Here is a 15,275-nt window from a genome sequence, read left to right on the forward strand (position 1 = left end):
GCGGAAAGAACAGAGGCCCGGATGGGGTATCCGGGCCTCTGTCAGGGAGGAGTTTAGGGGGGCGCGACCCCGGTTACATCACGCGTTTAAAGGTCGAAGGGGTTACGCCAAACTGTTTCTGGAAGGCGGCAGAGAAATGGCTGGCGTTGGCATAGCCCAGATCGGCCGCCACCGTCATGACGGAGGTATTGCCGTTGGCCAGGCGTCTTCTGGCTTCCTGCATTCGTTCAGCCTGAAACAGGCCATAGACGCTGTTGTTGAACAGAACGCGGAAGCCTCGCTTAATTTTGAGAACGCTCAGACCGGACTCTCTGGCCAGCTCCGCGACGCCCGGCGCTTGCGTCAGATCAGCCAGCAGCAGATCCTTCGCCCGCAGCAGTTTCTGGCGTTCCATCGGGTTGAAGTGGCAGGAGAGGCAACTGGCGTCTTCGCGATGTTCATCCAGCACCAGACTGAGCATGACCAGACTTTGCCCCTGCAACCATAGCGTCGACGGCTTTTGTTCATGACTGAAGCCGCCGTGCATGCGCATCAGCGCGTGACGCAAGGCCTGAGCCGTTAAGTGGGTTTCAGCATTACAACGCTGCTGCTGGCAACAGCAGTGGGAGTCGATCTTATTCTTAATGTCCGCGCTAATATCCGGCACCCACAGCGCGAGGGTTGCAGGGCTGAAGGAGAGGGTAATGCTCTCGAATCGGCCACAATAGGAGGCGCTGCCGCGACAGTCTGGCGTATGGGTAATGTAATGGCGATTGCGCGCAAGCTCCCAGTCGGTGTGGCGCCGGAGTCCCTGAATCGCAAAGCGCGATGTGCCTTCCAGGATGCACGAGAAGTTAATCCTGCCCAGATCGTCGTGTAGCTGCAACGTCTCAGGCCGCGCAAAATGGCCCCTCCAGAGCAAAATATCCATACCTTCCTGCAACGAACAGCGCAGCAGTTCACACTGAGCAGGAATATTGCCATCGTTTGCAGGTTTCCCGACCACCAACTGGTGAATAGAGATTTCAGATTGCGTTTGCGGTGACTCCGTCATGACCTGGTTATCTCCCTGTGGCTTAGACCAATGCGGGTATAAATAGAACCGAATGGGGTAGATGAGTTATTGATAATGGTTATTATTCACATTAATTCTCAGAACGCCACCCTGAATTGTCGTTTTTGGCGTCCGTAAAAATTCATCAGGAAATTCAGTTACTCCCATGTCATCTCAATCATCCAATACTGAATCGCTGTCCCGATTTCCTCTCTGGCAGGTGATTACACCGGTTCGCAGGAAGGTTATTTTAGCTATGGCGCTGGCGGGGCTGGCGGCATTAACCAGCCTGGGGGCGCTCCTTTTTCTAGCGTGGAGCCTGCGTGACATTCGCGCGACGCCTGACGCTATTCCGGCCTGGCCGCTGGGCGGTGTGATCGGCTGCGTGGTCTTAACTTTTGTTCTGCGCTTACAGGCGTTCAACACCTCTCATTACGCGGCTTTTCATCTGGAGAACATTCTGCGCAGCAGGTTAGCCCGTAAAGCATTGCAGCTTCCGCCTGGCGTGTTACAGCAAATGGGCAGCGGGTCAGTGGCGAAAGTGATGCTGGATGACGTGAAGTCGTTACATATTTTTGTGGCCGACAGCACGCCGCTCTATGCCCGCGCGATCATCATGCCGCTGGCGACAATCGTTATCTTGTTCTGGCTGGACTGGCGGCTGGCAATCGCGACGCTGGGGGTACTGGCGTTTGGATCGGTTGTTCTCGTGCTCGCCCGCCAGCGTTCGGAAGATATGGCTCAGCGTTATCATAAGGCGCGCGAGCAGGTTAGCGCGGCGGTGATTGAGTTCGTGCAGGCCATGCCCGTGGTGAGAACGTTTGATAGCGGCAGCACCAGTTTTTTGCGCTATCAACGAGCCCTCGAAGAGTGGGTCGATGTGCTCAAAACCTGGTATCGCAAAGCCGGTTTTTCAGCGCGTTTTTCCTTCTCGATTCTGAATCCTCTCCCGACCCTGTTTGTCCTGATCTGGTCGGGATACGGCCTGCTGCACTATGGCAGTTTCGATTTTATCGCGTGGGTGGCCGTTTTACTGCTGGGCAGCGGAATGGCCGAAGCCGTAATGCCAATGATGATGCTCAATAACCTGGTCGCGCAAACGCGTTTAAGCATTCAGCGTATTTATCAGGTTCTCGCGATGCCGGAGTTATCGCTGCCGCAGTCTGACCAGCAGCCGCAAGAGGCGAGCATTACCTTTGAGCAGGTGAGCTTTCATTATCCGCAAGCGCGTACTGGCGCCGCGTTGCAGGAGGTGAGCTTTCATGTGCCTGCCGGGCAAATTGTGGCGCTGGTCGGGCCAAGCGGCGCCGGAAAAAGCACCGTGGCGCGCTTGCTGCTGCGTTACGCCGACCCGGACAAAGGCCATATCCGTATTGGAGGCGTGGATCTGCGTGATATGCAGACGGACACCCTGATGAAGCAACTCTCGTTTGTGTCTCAGGACAACTTCCTTTTTGCCGACACGATAGCCAATAACATTCGTCTGGGCGCGCCGGATACGCCGCTGGAGGCGGTAATAGCGGCGGCCAGAGTGGCGCAGGCCCATGATTTTATTAGCGCTCTGCCAGAAGGTTACAACACACGAGTCGGGGAACGTGGGGTATTTCTCTCCGGCGGCCAGCGGCAGCGCATTACTATCGCCCGGGCGCTTTTGCAGGATCGCCCCATCCTGGTGCTCGATGAGGCGACGGCGTTTGCTGACCCGGAAAACGAAGCGGCGCTTATCAAGGCGCTCGCGGCGGCCATGCGTGGCCGGACGGTCATCATGGTCGCGCATCGTCTCTCAATGGTGACTCAGGCCGATGTGATATTGCTGTTTTCCGACGGACAGCTCAGGGAAATGGGGAACCATACGCAACTGTTGGCGCAGGGCGGCCTGTATCAACGGCTCTGGCAACACTATCAGCAGGCGCAGCATTGGGTGCCGGGTGGAACACAGGAAGAGGTGGTGGAAAATGAAAGACAATAATCCTGCGGATAACCTGGCCTGGCGCGTCAACTGGCGCCAGCTTATCTCCAGCGTTGGCAGTCAGGCCAGGATGCTGCGACGCAGTATGCTGGCGCTGTTGCTGGCGGCATTCATGCAGGGGATCGCCTTTGCCTGTCTTTATCCGATCATTGATGCGCTGTTACGGGGAGACGCGCCGCAACTTCTTAACTGGGCTATGGCCTTCAGCGTCGCCGCAATTGTGACGCTGGTGCTACGCTGGTATGGCCTGGGCTTTGAATACCGTGGTCATCTGGCGCAGGCCACCCATGAGTTGCGCCTGCGACTTGGCGAGCAGTTACGCCGCGTGCCGCTGGAGAAGCTCCAGCGCGGCAGGGCGGGTGAAATGAACGCCTTGCTGCTGGGCAGCGTGGATGAAAACCTCAATTATGTTATTGCGATAGCCAATATTTTGCTGCTCACCATTGTCACGCCGCTGACGGCGTCGCTGGCGACATTGTGGATAGACTGGCGGCTGGGGCTGGTGATGTTGCTGATCTTCCCTCTGCTGGTGCCGTTTTATTACTGGCGCCGCCCGGCGATGCGGCGACAAATGCAGACGCTGGGGGAAGCGCACCAGCGTCTGAGCGGCGATATCGTTGAATTTGCTCAGGGGATGATGGTATTGCGCACCTGCGGCAGCGATGCCGATAAAAGCCGGGCGCTGCTGGCGCATTTCAATGCGCTGGAAAACTTACAGACCCGCACTCACCGTCAGGGCGCTGGCGCGACGATGCTGATCGCCAGCGTCGTGGAGTTGGGCCTACAGGTGGTGGTGTTATCCGGGATCGTCTGGGTAGTGACGGGCACTCTGAACCTCGCCTTTTTGATTGCCGCCGTCGCGATGATTATGCGCTTCGCAGAACCGATGGCGATGTTTATCAGCTACACCTCGGTTGTGGAACTGATCGCCAGCGCCCTGCAACGGATTGAGCGGTTTATGGCGATAGCACCGCTTCCCGTCGCAGAGCAAAGCGAGATGCCGGAACGTTACGATATCCGCTTTGACAACGTCAGCTATCGCTACGAAGAAGGCGACGGCCACGCGCTTAATCATGTTTCTTTGACGTTCCCGGCAGCCAGTATGAGCGCGCTGGTGGGTGCCTCCGGCGCAGGCAAAACTACGGTCACCAAACTGTTAATGCGCTATGCCGATCCGCAGCAAGGGCAGATTTCTATTGGCGGCGTCGATATTCGCCGCCTGACGCCGGAACAGCTCAATAGCCTGATTTCTGTTGTTTTCCAGGATGTCTGGCTGTTTGATGACACGCTGCTGGCGAATATCCGTATCGCGCGCCCACAGGCGACGCGGCAGGAGGTAGAAGAGGCCGCCCGCGCGGCGCAGTGCCTTGAGTTTATTTCCCGTCTTCCGCAAGGCTGGCTGACGCCAATGGGAGAGATGGGCGGCCAGCTATCGGGCGGCGAGCGCCAGCGGATTTCCATTGCCAGAGCGTTATTGAAAAACGCGCCGGTCGTCATTCTCGATGAACCGACTGCCGCGCTGGATATTGAAAGCGAGCTGGCGGTGCAAAAAGCGATCGATAACCTGGTTCACAACCGGACGGTGATTATCATCGCTCACCGTTTATCCACCATCGCCGGGGCCGGAAACATTCTGGTGATGGAAGAGGGACAGGTGGTTGAGCAGGGTACTCATGCACAATTGCTCTCACATCATGGACGTTATCAGGCGCTGTGGCAGGCGCAAATGGCCGCGCGCGTGTGGCGCGACGACGGGGGTTCCGCGTCTGGGGAGGGGGTGCATGAGTGATGTTCAGTCGAATGTGAAACCGCTGACGTTGACGACCGGGCGGGTGATTTTTGCTATTGCCGGCGTCTATGTGACGCAGAGTCTGGTATCGGCGCTGTCTATGCAGTCCTTACCCGCGCTGGTGCGCGCTGCTGGCGGATCGCTGGCGCTTGCCGGTGCGACAACCCTGTTCATGCTGCCCTGGGCGCTGAAGTTTATTTGGGCGCCGTGGATCGAACGCTGGCGGCTTCCGCCCGGTAGCCAGGAACGCCGTTCGCGGATGTTAATCCTGCGTGGTCAGGTCGCGCTAGCGGCGATCCTGATGATTGCCGCAGCGATTGGCTGGTTTGGGCGAGAAGGAGGATTTCCCGATACGCAAATCGTCGCGTTATTTGTTCTGTTTATGGTGGCAGGCACGGTCGCTTCCACCATTGATATCGCCAGCGACGGCTTTTGCGTCGATCAACTGACTCGCGCGGGTTACGGCTGGGGAAACAGCGTGCAGGTCGGCGGCAGCTATCTGGGAATGATGTGCGGCGGCGGGGTGTTCCTAATGTTGTCGGCAGCATCCGGCTGGCCTGTCGCCATGCTGATGATGGCGATGCTGATTATGGCGCTGTCATTCCCGCTGTGGCGCATTACGGAGCCGACGCGAACAGCGCCTATCCCGCATGTTCCGGCGTTAGGTTATGCGCTAAGGAGGAAGCAGGCGCGCCTGGGCTTACTGCTGGTATTAATGCTGAATTCAGGTATGCGGTTTGTGCTGCCTCTTCTGGCGCCGCTGTTGTTGGATCATGGGTTGAGCATGTCTGCGTTGGGCGCGCTGTTCAGCGGCGGCAATATTGCAGCGGGCATAGCAGGAACGCTGGCCGGCGGATTACTGATGAAATACACCTCACCCGGCAGAGCGCTGTTGACGGCTTATGGCGTCCAGGGGATCGCGCTGCTGGCGGTGGTGATGACGTTCATGATGGCGCCGGGTCATCTGTTGCTGCCGATTCTCCAGTGTCTGGTCATTGTCCAGTCCATTTCGCTGGCCTGCGCGCTGGTCTGTCTTTACGCCACGCTGATGTCGCTTTCATCGCCTTTGCAGGCCGGTGTCGACTTCACCCTCTTTCAATGTACTGACGCGGCAATCGCCATCCTGGCTGGTGTTATCGGCGGCGTTGTTGCTCAACATTTTGGCTATGCGGCCTGCTTCCTGTTTGCCGGGGTATTCACGTTGCTGGCGGCGTGGGTTGCTTATATCCGGCTGCATTCGGCAAGAGAACTGATGACAAGCGCAATTGATTGATCCGGGAATAACACAGAGAGGTAAGGGATGAAAATCAGTGAATTTTTACACCTGGCGTTACCAGAGGAACAATGGCTGCCGACGATTTCTGGCGTTTTACGCCAGTTCGCAGAAGAAGAGTGTTATGTCTATGAGCGTCAACCCTGTTGGTATTTAGGCAAAGGGTGCCTGGCACGGTTGCACATTAATGCCGACGGAACGCAGGCGACATTTATTGATGATGCCGGGGAGCAACAATGGGCGGTGGATTCCATTACCGACTGCGCGCGTCGTTTTATGGCACATCCTCAGGTGAAAGGACGTCGGGTTTATGGACAGGTTGGGTTCAACTTTGCGGCGCATGCGCGGGGGATTGCCTTTAACGCCGGGGAGTGGCCGCTGCTGACGTTAACCGTTCCCCGTGAAGAACTTATTTTTGAAAAGGGAAATGTCACCGTTTATGCGGACTCCGCCGACGGGGGCCGACGTTTGTGTGAGTGGGTAAAAGAGGCCAGTACAACGACGCAGAACGCACCACTGGCGGTGGATACCGCCCTCAATGGCGAGGCGTATAAACAACAGGTTGCACGCGCCGTTGCGGAGATCCGCCGTGGCGAGTATGTCAAAGTGATTGTCTCGCGCGCTATTCCCCTGCCATCGCGGATTGATATGCCCGCCACGCTGTTATACGGGCGGCAGGCAAATACACCTGTGCGCTCGTTTATGTTCCGTCAGGAAGGACGCGAAGCGCTGGGCTTTAGCCCGGAACTGGTGATGTCAGTGACGGGCAATAAAGTGGTCACTGAACCGCTTGCGGGCACCCGCGATCGCATGGGAAACCCGGAGCATAATAAGGCGAAAGAGGCAGAACTGCTGCACGACAGTAAAGAGGTGCTTGAGCATATCCTTTCTGTCAAAGAAGCGATTGCTGAACTGGAGGCCGTTTGCCTGCCGGGCAGCGTGGTGGTTGAAGATTTAATGTCGGTTCGCCAGCGCGGCAGCGTTCAGCATCTGGGGTCCGGCGTGAGCGGTCAGCTTGCGGAAAACAAGGATGCCTGGGATGCGTTTACCGTGCTGTTTCCGTCGATTACCGCCTCAGGTATCCCTAAAAACGCTGCCCTGAACGCGATTATGCAAATTGAGAAGACGCCGCGAGAGCTCTATTCCGGCGCAATTCTGCTGCTGGACGATATGCGCTTCGATGCGGCGCTAGTTCTGCGTTCCGTATTTCAGGACAGCCAGCGCTGCTGGATACAAGCGGGGGCGGGAATCATCGCGCAATCTACACCGGAACGCGAACTGACGGAAACCCGGGAGAAATTAGCGAGCATTGCGCCCTATTTAATGGTGTAGGAGTAACTGTTTTCTAACCTCACAACCAGACTGTCCAAAGACAATTGAGTCGCTCTTTGATTCCTCTGTGACTCTATTGTCTTCTTTTTGGATAAAATAGGTGTTTTTCGTCATGAAGTTGATAAAAGTCTATATAGAACCACCTCCTGTAGAGGTGGTGGTAATTTGCCAGAGTGTGGGATTCGTTAGTATACTATGGGATAAACTTATTTTTACCAATTGTATAAGGCGGTGCATAAGATTCTCGGCATGCTTCCAGATAATCCGACCACCACTGCATCATCGCTTTGCGGGCTTCTAGGTGCTCTGCCTTATGAATATAAGCCATGCGCACGGTATTGCGCTCCTGATGACTCATCTGGCGTTCTACTGCGTCCTTTGCCCATAAACCCGATTCCATCAGCGCACTGCATGCCATTGCCCGGAAGCCGTGACCGCAGATATCCTTTTTCGTGTCGTAGCCCATCACCCGCAGTGCCTTATTGACCGTGTTTTCACACATTGGCTTATACGGGTTATGGTCGCCGGGGAAGATCAGTTCATTATTACCGGTGATATCCTTAATCTGTTTCAGAATGGCGATGGACTGTTCTGAGAGGGGGACGATATGCGACATTCGCATTTTGGCCCCGCGGCCGGAATAACGCACTCCAATAATGGGTTCTCGCGTCGCGGGTATCGTCCAGACTCGGTTTGTGAAATCAATCTCTGACCAGCGGGCGAAACGCAGTTCACTGGAGCGAATGAACACATGCAGCATCAGCAGGACGGCCAACCGCGTCAGTTCACGACCCTGATGATATGCCCCAATACGTTCAAGCAGTTCAGGCAGCCGCTCCAGTGGCAGGGCAGGATAGTGCCGTCTGACAGGAGGTGTGGTCACGCCGCCAAGATTTGCTGCCGGGTTCGTATCGATTAACCCCTGATGAACCGCATGGCGCATTATGTTACTCAGGTGCTGCCGCGTGCGGGACGCAACTTCCAGCAGACCTTTTTCCTCGATCCTTTTCAGCAGGTCAATGAAATGACGGGGTTTAAGTTCTGATACAGGCAGGTTGCCAATGACCGGAAAGATGTGATTGTTCAGGCTGGCAAGCAGACGGTCAGCGGTGTTCTGCGACCATTTCCGGTTACTTTTATGCCACGCCAGCGCCACGTTTTTAAAAACTTTATCCGGTGTTCGTGAGCCACGTTCAGCAGCCCGCTGCTGTACCGGGTTGATATTCAGCGCCAGCATTTTACGGACACCTTCACGCTGCTGTCGCGCATCAGAGAGGGAGACGGCAGGATAGGCACCCAGCGCAATGCGCGATTCTTTACCGTTAATACGGTACTTGAGATACCAGTGACGTGAGCCACCCGGCTTGACCAGCAGATACAGACCGTGGGAATCGGAGACTTTAAAGGGTTTATCAGAAGGTTTGAGAGTGCGGATTTTCGCGTCGGTAAGGGACATATGGGGGTCGCTCCATTATCGAACTAACCTGACCCCAGATTTGACCACCAATTTTTCCCGATGCGGAGGGTAAAATCAAAATGCACCGGGAAGAGTTTTCACGCTAACCTGTTGAACCAACATCATATAATGATTCGCAAGGATGCATGAAAACAGCAAATTGGCTCCTCTGACTGGACTCGAACCAGTGACATACGGATTAACAGTCCGCCGTTCTACCGACTGAACTACAGAGGAATCGTGTGGAGTCGTATCTTAGCGGCGAAAAAACTTTTGTCAAACATCAATTCGCCTGTTCAGGTGCAACTGCCGCTTCCATCGACAATTTGTTGTCATTTCCGACAATTATTACGGAAAATACTTTGCAGGATATCCATTTCTCAATCATCATTTGAAATGTTGTTTCAACATTTCTCACTAAGGTCTCTCTTGAACGTCACCTCCGCCGTACGCCAGGCCGTCGAACGGACATCCTGGTTTAAAAAACGTCAGCGTTATCGTGTGCTGTACTGGCGCGAAATCAGCCCTCTCGCTGTGCCCATTCTGCTGGAAAATGCCTGTGTGCTGCTGATGGGGGTGTTGAGCACCTTCCTTGTCAGCTGGCTGGGAAAAGAGGCCATGGCCGGGGTGGGGCTGGCCGATAGCTTTAACATGGTCATCATGTCCTTCTTTGCCGCCATCGATTTGGGCACCACGGTGGTGGTGGCCTTTAGCCTCGGCAAGCGCGATCGGCGGCGGGCGAGGGCGGCCGCGCGCCAGTCGCTGGCCATTATGACCCTGTTTTCCATTTTGCTGGCGGGGGTGATCCATGCCTTTGGCCAGGAGATTATTGATTTTGTCGCCGGCGATGCCACCGCCCAGGTCAAGGACCTGGCGCTGACCTATCTGGAACTGACGGCGCTGAGCTACCCGGCAGCGGCGATTGCGCTGATCGGCAGCGGGGCGCTGCGCGGCGCCGGCACCACCAAAATCCCGCTGCTGATCAACGGCGGGATGAATATCCTCAATATCTTAATCAGCAGCGTGCTCATCTACGGCATCTTCTCCTGGCCGGGGCTGGGGTTTGTCGGCGCCGGGCTTGGGCTGACCATTGCCCGCTATATTGGCGCGATAGCCACGATCTGGGTGCTGATGGTGGGCCTCAATCCGGCGCTGCGGCTGTCGCTGAAGGGTTACTTCAAACCCTTTAACTTCGCCATTATCTGGGAGGTGATGGGGATCGGCATCCCGGCCAGTATCGAATCTGTCCTCTTCAATGGCGGCAAGCTGCTGACCCAGATGTTTGTCGCCGGGATGGGCACCAACGTTATCGCCGGCAACTTTATCGCCTTTTCGGTGGCCTCGCTAATTAACCTGCCGGGCAACGCCCTCGGCTCCGCCTCGACGATCATTACCGGCAAGCGGCTGGGAAAAGGGCAGATTGGTCAGGCTGAATTCCAGGCCTGGCACGTATTTTGGCTGTCGACGATTATTCTGACGCTGATCGCCTGGGGCAGCGCCCCCTTCGCCGGCTTTATCGCCTCGTTCTACACCCATGAAGAAGATGTAAAAGAAGTGGTTAAACAGCTGCTGTGGCTCAACGCCCTGTTTATGCCGATCTGGTCGCTGTCGTGGACTTTACCCTGCGCTTTTAAAGGCGCCCGTGACGTACGCTACACCATGTGGGTGTCGATGCTCGGCATGTGGGGCTGCCGGGTGGTGGCGGGCTATACCCTGGGCATCGTGCTGGGGATGGGGGTGATTGGCGTCTGGTTAGGGATGGTGCTCGACTGGGCGGTGCGCGGCGTGCTGTTTTATTTCCGCATGGTGAGCGGCCGCTGGCTGTGGAAATATCCGCGCGTGAAGGCTTCATCGGAGGAAAGCTGAGCCGTTTGCGAGGCTAATCGCCATTTTTTGCGCAAAGTGAAGAATAATTCGGCAAACGATTCATTTTATTGAAAACAGGCTTTGACAGCGCCGGGCGTCATCGATAATATGCGCCCCGTTCACACGATTCCTCTGTAGTTCAGTCGGTAGAACGGCGGACTGTTAATCCGTATGTCACTGGTTCGAGTCCAGTCAGAGGAGCCAAATTTAAGAAGCCTGCTTTCGAGCAGGCTTTTTGCTTTTCTGTCTACCGCCTTTCTTCCGTGGACAAACACCGCCGGGTCGTTTGTTTCGCTTATCCGGACGCTGACGCTCCCTGGCGGGTAACGTCAGCGTTTATCTCACGATTCCCACGTCATCGACGATTAACGGAACGGCGGCTCGTTGAAGGTGCGCAGCTTACGCGAGTGCATGTGATCTCCCTCGGCGCGCAGCAGGTCAATCGCCCGGATGCCTATCTGCAGATGCTCGGAGATAGCGCCCTCGTAAAAGCGGTTAGCCTGGCCGGGGAGCTTGATTTCACCGTGCAGCGGCTTGTCCGAGACGCAGAGCAGCGTGCCGTAGGGGACGCGGAAGCGATAGCCCTGGGCGGCGATGGTCGCGCTCTCCATATCGATAGCTACCGCCCGGCTGAGATTAAAGCGCAGCGCCGAAGCGGAATAGCGCAACTCCCAGTTACGGTCGTCGGTGGTGACCACCGTCCCGGTACGCAGCCGCTGCTTAACCTCTTCGCCGGGCATCCCGCTCACCTGCTTGGTGGCGTCGTAGAGGGCGCGCTGCACTTCGGCAATGCTGGGGATCGGAATATCTGGCGGCAGCACCGCATCCAGTACATGATCGTCACGCAGATAGGCGTGGGCCAGCACATAGTCGCCGATGGCCTGGCTTTCGCGCAGGCCGCCGCAGTGGCCGATCATTAACCAGACGTCCGGCCGCAGTACCGCGAGATGATCGCAGATGGTTTTGGCGTTGGCCGGGCCGACGCCAATGTTAATCAGGGTGATCCCTTTGCCGTCGTGGGTGATCAGATGCCAGGCCGGCATCTGGTGCTTCTTCCACGCCAGATCGGAAATGGCCTGTTCCGGCGCTTCGGTCTCGGCGGTGATCCAGACCCCGCCGGCGCAGGAGAGAGCGATATAGGGGCTGTCGGGATCGAGGATCTGGCTGCAGCCCCAGCTGACGAACTCATCCACGTAGCGGGTATAGTTGGTGAACAGCACGTAGGGCTGGAAGTGTTCCGCCGGCGTGCCGGTGTAGTGTCGCAGACGCGCCAGCGAAAAATCGACGCGGCGGGCGTCAAAGTGCGACAGCGGATAGAACTCGGTGGGATGGAACAGGCCATCCGCGGTCTCATCGCCAATTTGTGACAGCTCGGTGGTAGGGAAATAGCGCGTCAGACCGGCGCTCATCGAGCGGTCGAGTGTCAGGGTGGAACCATCTATCACGTAAGGATAGGGGATCTCATGCTGCGACAGCTCGACGCTGATATGCGCGCCATAGTCCTGATACAGCAGGGTCAGCTGTTCCAGCAAATAGTTGCGGAACAGTTTCGGATTCGTAATGGTGGTGGTATAGCAACCGGCATGGGTGAAACGTCCCCAGGCGCGCGTTTTGAGGGCTTTATGATCGGCGCCGTCCCAGGAGACCGACAGCTGCGGATAGACAAAAAGACCTTCCGCGCGGGCTTCGGTATCGGGGAGCGTATTATGGTCGATATAGTCGCCGATGGCTTTGCGTAACGCCGTGACCGAGGCTTCATAGCGTGCTTCCAGCTCGGCAAGCGCTTGTTCCGGGGTCAGACTGGCGGCCTTGATATTCATGATTCGCTCCTTGTTTCAGGTCTGCTGACATTCCCGATAGTATGTCACAGCGGGAAAAGGGCGAAGGAGAATTTATCTGTCAAATGCGACGATACTCAGACCATAACCAGTAAAGGGAGCGGGCTCGTGTTATTTGCCGGCGTTTGTCCAACGCTCGCTGCTATAATGAGTGGCGTTGCGGATCTTCAAAGTTTGCGTCGGATTATTATTCAGACAATAGCGCGCATCGGCCAGCGGAGTGAGTTTATCCCCTTCCCGCAGGCGGAGGCGACAGGCTTCAATCTCTGCGATCATCTCTAGCGCACCGCTCTGAAGCACGACGCGGCAGAGGCTGGCCGAAGCGTTGTCCTGTACTTTTTTTACCCACCACTCCATCTGTTTTTTATCCTCTCATAGCGACATGTGCGTCGATAATTCATGTTTCTTAAAAATCTGACAATAAGATTATCCCCTTGGTTTATGCAGTGTTTAAAAATACGCAACCGATTGTTGATCTGTGCGCTAGGTTTTTTTATGCCGGGGGGCAATGATCTGCCGGGTTTAATTTGCAGGAAGCGATGACTATGCTGAAAAGCAGACCGTGAGAATAGCCTGTCAGGAAGAGGGCTGATAAGTCCGGCTACGCAATAAATATAAGAGAGAGCGTCATGAAGCATCTATTTCGACACTGGCGAACGTCCGGCGCCGTTATCGGCTCACTGCTGAAAAAAGGGAGCATTGCGGTACTGGCGCTGCTGGTGGTCTTTCTCGCCGGGCGGATCTATGAGTCCCAACGCGGCCCGTCCCTGCATCGCTGGCATACCTGGAGTGGCAACGAGATGTCGGCCGAAGAGATCGACCAGGCGACCTTTGCCCAGTATCTGGCGCGGGAGAAGACGATTTTCGCCGATCTCCAGCGTGAGGTGACAGAGGCTTTGCCGGAGGAAGATAAAACCCCGGTCAACCGCTTTTATCGTCACAGCCGGGTCTGGCCGGGGCAGTTTAAGCAGGACTGGAACCGTTCTTTTGTGCTGATGCCGCTGGGCAAGCCGCGCGGCGGCGTGGTGCTCCTCCATGGCCTGACCGATTCGCCCTACAGCGTGCGCTATCTGGCGCAACTCTGGCAGCAGCGGGGTTATGTGGCGGTGGCGCCGCGTTTGCCGGGACACGGCACCGCGCCGGGGGCGTTAACGGCGGTTGACTGGGAGACCTGGCTGGCGGCGACGCGTCTGGCGGTACGCGAAGCGACCCGCCTTGCCGGGGCGGACGTGCCGCTGCATCTGGTCGGCTACTCTAACGGCGGCGCGCTGGCGCTCAAGTATGCCCTCGATAGCCTGGAAGACAATCACTTGCGCCAGCCGCAGCAGATCATTCTGCTGTCGCCGATGATCGGCGTGACCGCGTTTGCCCGTTTCGCCGGCCTCGCCGGGCTACCGTCCGTCTTCCCGGCGTTCGCCCGCGCGGCCTGGCTGAACGTGGCGCCTGAGTTTAATCCGTTCAAGTACAACTCCTTTCCGGTCAAGGCGGCGAGACAATCGTGGTTATTGAGCCAGGCGCTGCAGCAGCAGATTATCCGCGCGGCCCGGCAGGGCGAGCTGAAAGCGCTGCCGCCGATCCTCACCTTTCAGTCGGTGATGGATTCCACGGTCAGCACCCGCGCGGTGGTGGAGTCCCTGTATCGCTATCTGCCGGATAACGGCAGCGAGCTGGTGGTGTTCGATATTAACCAGGCGGCGGATCTCCGGGTCCTGTTTCGCCCTGCGCTCTATGCGGCGGTGAATACGCTGCTGCCCCCGGCGCCGCGGGCCTATACCACCACGGTGGTGACCAACGCGACGGCGCACACGCTGCAGACCGTCGCCCGGACCACGCTGGCCCAGGAACGGGAAGAGCATCGTTATCCTTTACACCTGGCCTGGCCGGCGGATATATACTCTTTGTCGCATGTGGCGGTGCCGTTTCCCCTGAGCGACTCGCTGTATGGTCGCGAGCCGGACGAGAAGAACCGCTACGGCATTAGCCTGGGCACCATTTCACTGCGCGGAGAGACCGGGACGCTGAGCGTGGGGCTGGAGACGTTAATGCGCGTCACCTCCAATCCATTCTTTCCATGGATGATGACGCGCGTCGATGAGCGCATCGCCTGCGGCGAACAGGCGGCGGTGGCGGCCTGCCTGAAAGCGCAGGCCAGAGCAGAGGCGTTAAAACAGGATCAGGTGCAGAACGGTACGCAGCAGGATACCGACGATCGCCGCGGGAGCCACGAAGCGGAACAGGCGGACAAACCGTGAGCTGATGCCAAGAAAAATGCCGATACCGGGAAGATCAAAGGTCTGGATCAGTAGACCTGCCGAGGCGTTGACCTGGTCCACGGTGACTTTGCCCTGCTGGATCAGCTCGGAAATGACGCCAAAGTAGGCGGTGCCCCCGGCAACGCACTTCACCAGCGCCGGCAGCACAAAGTTCTGGGGGATGTGCAGCCAGCTGAGAAGCGGCTTCAGCAGCTGCTGCAGCAGGTCGATAGCCCCGGCGCCCTGCAGCAGCCCGACGATGGTTAACGACAGGATCAGCATTGGCACCGCGCCGAGCGCCAGGCGGATGGCGTCGGAGCCGGCGCTGTTAATCACGGCCAGAATTCCCTGGCTGTTCTGCTCGGCGTTCGGCAGCGCTTCCGCGCGGGGGCTCTCGGCGACCGATAAGCGCCGTCCGGTGACGTGCCAGGCGACGGCGGCCGCGCACAGGCCGCCCCCCCCCCCCA

General features: G+C 57.2%; 12 protein-coding genes and 2 tRNA genes. 8 read left to right on the plus strand and 6 right to left on the minus strand.

The annotated features are described in order from the left end of the window. Window positions 1-73 precede the first annotated feature (73 nt). On the minus strand, window positions 74-1,033 hold the full coding sequence (gene ybtA, locus HMPREF9538_RS20230; protein ID WP_000140399.1) for a yersiniabactin transcriptional regulator YbtA: 960 nt from the start codon (window positions 1,031-1,033) through the stop codon (window positions 74-76). Window positions 1,034-1,289: 256 nt separating this feature from the next. Between ybtA and ybtP the strand changes: the two genes are divergently transcribed. From ybtP to ybtS, 4 genes are read left to right on the plus strand one after another with little or no spacing between them, the layout of a single operon-like run. After that, a complete protein-coding gene (gene ybtP / locus HMPREF9538_RS20225) occupies window positions 1,290-3,002 on the plus strand; it encodes a yersiniabactin ABC transporter ATP-binding/permease protein YbtP (protein WP_001152055.1) in 1,713 nt (570 codons plus the stop codon). Next, the gene (ybtQ, locus tag HMPREF9538_RS20220) at window positions 2,989-4,791 is read left to right on the plus strand and encodes a yersiniabactin ABC transporter ATP-binding/permease protein YbtQ (protein ID WP_009484414.1); all 1,803 of its coding nucleotides are present in this window, start codon (window positions 2,989-2,991) and stop codon (window positions 4,789-4,791) included. Before ybtP ends, ybtQ begins: the two co-directional genes overlap by 14 nt. After that, on the plus strand, window positions 4,784-6,064 hold the full coding sequence (ybtX, locus tag HMPREF9538_RS20215; protein WP_001286279.1) for a yersiniabactin-associated zinc MFS transporter YbtX: 1,281 nt from the start codon (window positions 4,784-4,786) through the stop codon (window positions 6,062-6,064). Before ybtQ ends, ybtX begins: the two co-directional genes overlap by 8 nt. 27 nt (window positions 6,065-6,091) lie before the next feature. Continuing rightward, a complete protein-coding gene (ybtS, locus tag HMPREF9538_RS20210) occupies window positions 6,092-7,396 on the plus strand; it encodes a yersiniabactin biosynthesis salicylate synthase Irp9/YbtS (RefSeq protein ID WP_000703034.1) in 1,305 nt (434 codons plus the stop codon). Between the two features lie 193 nt (window positions 7,397-7,589). Here the strand turns inward: ybtS and HMPREF9538_RS20205 are convergent, their stop codons facing one another. Together HMPREF9538_RS20205 and HMPREF9538_RS20200 are read right to left on the minus strand one after the other, a co-directional pair. Then, window positions 7,590-8,852 carry a tyrosine-type recombinase/integrase gene (locus tag HMPREF9538_RS20205; protein WP_000059620.1) on the minus strand — a complete coding sequence of 421 codons (1,263 nt, stop codon included), beginning with the start codon at window positions 8,850-8,852 and terminating at the stop codon, window positions 7,590-7,592. 161 nt (window positions 8,853-9,013) lie between these two features. Then, a tRNA-Asn gene (locus tag HMPREF9538_RS20200) sits at window positions 9,014-9,089 on the minus strand. 5 nt (window positions 9,090-9,094) lie between these two features. Here HMPREF9538_RS20200 and HMPREF9538_RS33310 point away from each other — a divergent pair. The 3 genes from HMPREF9538_RS33310 (at window position 9,095) to HMPREF9538_RS20185 (ending at window position 10,922) form a co-directional block, all read left to right on the plus strand. Continuing rightward, window positions 9,095-9,247, plus strand: a complete 153-nt coding sequence (locus tag HMPREF9538_RS33310; RefSeq protein ID WP_004225945.1) for a DUF5951 family protein — start codon at window positions 9,095-9,097, stop codon at window positions 9,245-9,247. 34 nt (window positions 9,248-9,281) lie between these two features. Next, window positions 9,282-10,718, plus strand: a complete 1,437-nt coding sequence (locus tag HMPREF9538_RS20190; protein ID WP_004151469.1) for an EmmdR/YeeO family multidrug/toxin efflux MATE transporter — start codon at window positions 9,282-9,284, stop codon at window positions 10,716-10,718. A gap of 128 nt (window positions 10,719-10,846) precedes the next feature. Beyond that, window positions 10,847-10,922 (plus strand) — tRNA-Asn (locus HMPREF9538_RS20185). Between the two features lie 161 nt (window positions 10,923-11,083). On the opposite strand, the gene HMPREF9538_RS20180 is transcribed toward HMPREF9538_RS20185, so the two are convergent. Together HMPREF9538_RS20180 and pmrD are read right to left on the minus strand one after the other, a co-directional pair. Continuing rightward, window positions 11,084-12,538: an AMP nucleosidase gene (locus tag HMPREF9538_RS20180; protein WP_009484415.1), complete on the minus strand. Its 1,455-nt coding sequence runs from the start codon at window positions 12,536-12,538 to the stop codon at window positions 11,084-11,086. A 129-nt stretch (window positions 12,539-12,667) separates the two neighbouring features. Further along, window positions 12,668-12,913 carry a signal transduction protein PmrD gene (pmrD, locus tag HMPREF9538_RS20175; RefSeq protein ID WP_004141189.1) on the minus strand — a complete coding sequence of 82 codons (246 nt, stop codon included), beginning with the start codon at window positions 12,911-12,913 and terminating at the stop codon, window positions 12,668-12,670. A gap of 272 nt (window positions 12,914-13,185) precedes the next feature. Here pmrD and HMPREF9538_RS20170 point away from each other — a divergent pair, with 272 nt between their 5' ends. After that, a complete protein-coding gene (locus tag HMPREF9538_RS20170; protein WP_009484417.1) occupies window positions 13,186-14,808 on the plus strand; it encodes an alpha/beta hydrolase in 1,623 nt (540 codons plus the stop codon). Here the strand turns inward: HMPREF9538_RS20170 and HMPREF9538_RS20165 are convergent. Continuing rightward, window positions 14,719-15,275, minus strand: a 557-nt coding sequence (locus HMPREF9538_RS20165) for a nucleoside recognition domain-containing protein (RefSeq protein ID WP_323740374.1), incomplete at its 5' end; no start/stop codon positions are given. The genes HMPREF9538_RS20170 and HMPREF9538_RS20165 overlap by 90 nt on opposite strands.

The organism is Klebsiella sp. MS 92-3 (assembly GCF_000195655.1).
GTDB classification, from domain to species: domain Bacteria; phylum Pseudomonadota; class Gammaproteobacteria; order Enterobacterales; family Enterobacteriaceae; genus Klebsiella; species Klebsiella pneumoniae.

Coding starts and splice junctions, on each gene's coding strand:
- HMPREF9538_RS20180 (WP_009484415.1), bottom strand. CDS start 12,538: ATGAATATCAAGGCCGCCAGTCTGACCCCGGAACAAGCGCTTGCCGAG.
- ybtS (WP_000703034.1), top strand. CDS start 6,092: ATGAAAATCAGTGAATTTTTACACCTGGCGTTACCAGAGGAACAATGG.
- HMPREF9538_RS20170 (WP_009484417.1), top strand. CDS start 13,186: ATGAAGCATCTATTTCGACACTGGCGAACGTCCGGCGCCGTTATCGGC.
- ybtQ (WP_009484414.1), top strand. CDS start 2,989: ATGAAAGACAATAATCCTGCGGATAACCTGGCCTGGCGCGTCAACTGG.
- ybtX (WP_001286279.1), top strand. CDS start 4,784: ATGAGTGATGTTCAGTCGAATGTGAAACCGCTGACGTTGACGACCGGG.
- ybtA (WP_000140399.1), bottom strand. CDS start 1,033: ATGACGGAGTCACCGCAAACGCAATCTGAAATCTCTATTCACCAGTTG.
- pmrD (WP_004141189.1), bottom strand. CDS start 12,913: ATGGAGTGGTGGGTAAAAAAAGTACAGGACAACGCTTCGGCCAGCCTC.
- HMPREF9538_RS20205 (WP_000059620.1), bottom strand. CDS start 8,852: ATGTCCCTTACCGACGCGAAAATCCGCACTCTCAAACCTTCTGATAAA.
- ybtP (WP_001152055.1), top strand. CDS start 1,290: ATGGCGCTGGCGGGGCTGGCGGCATTAACCAGCCTGGGGGCGCTCCTT.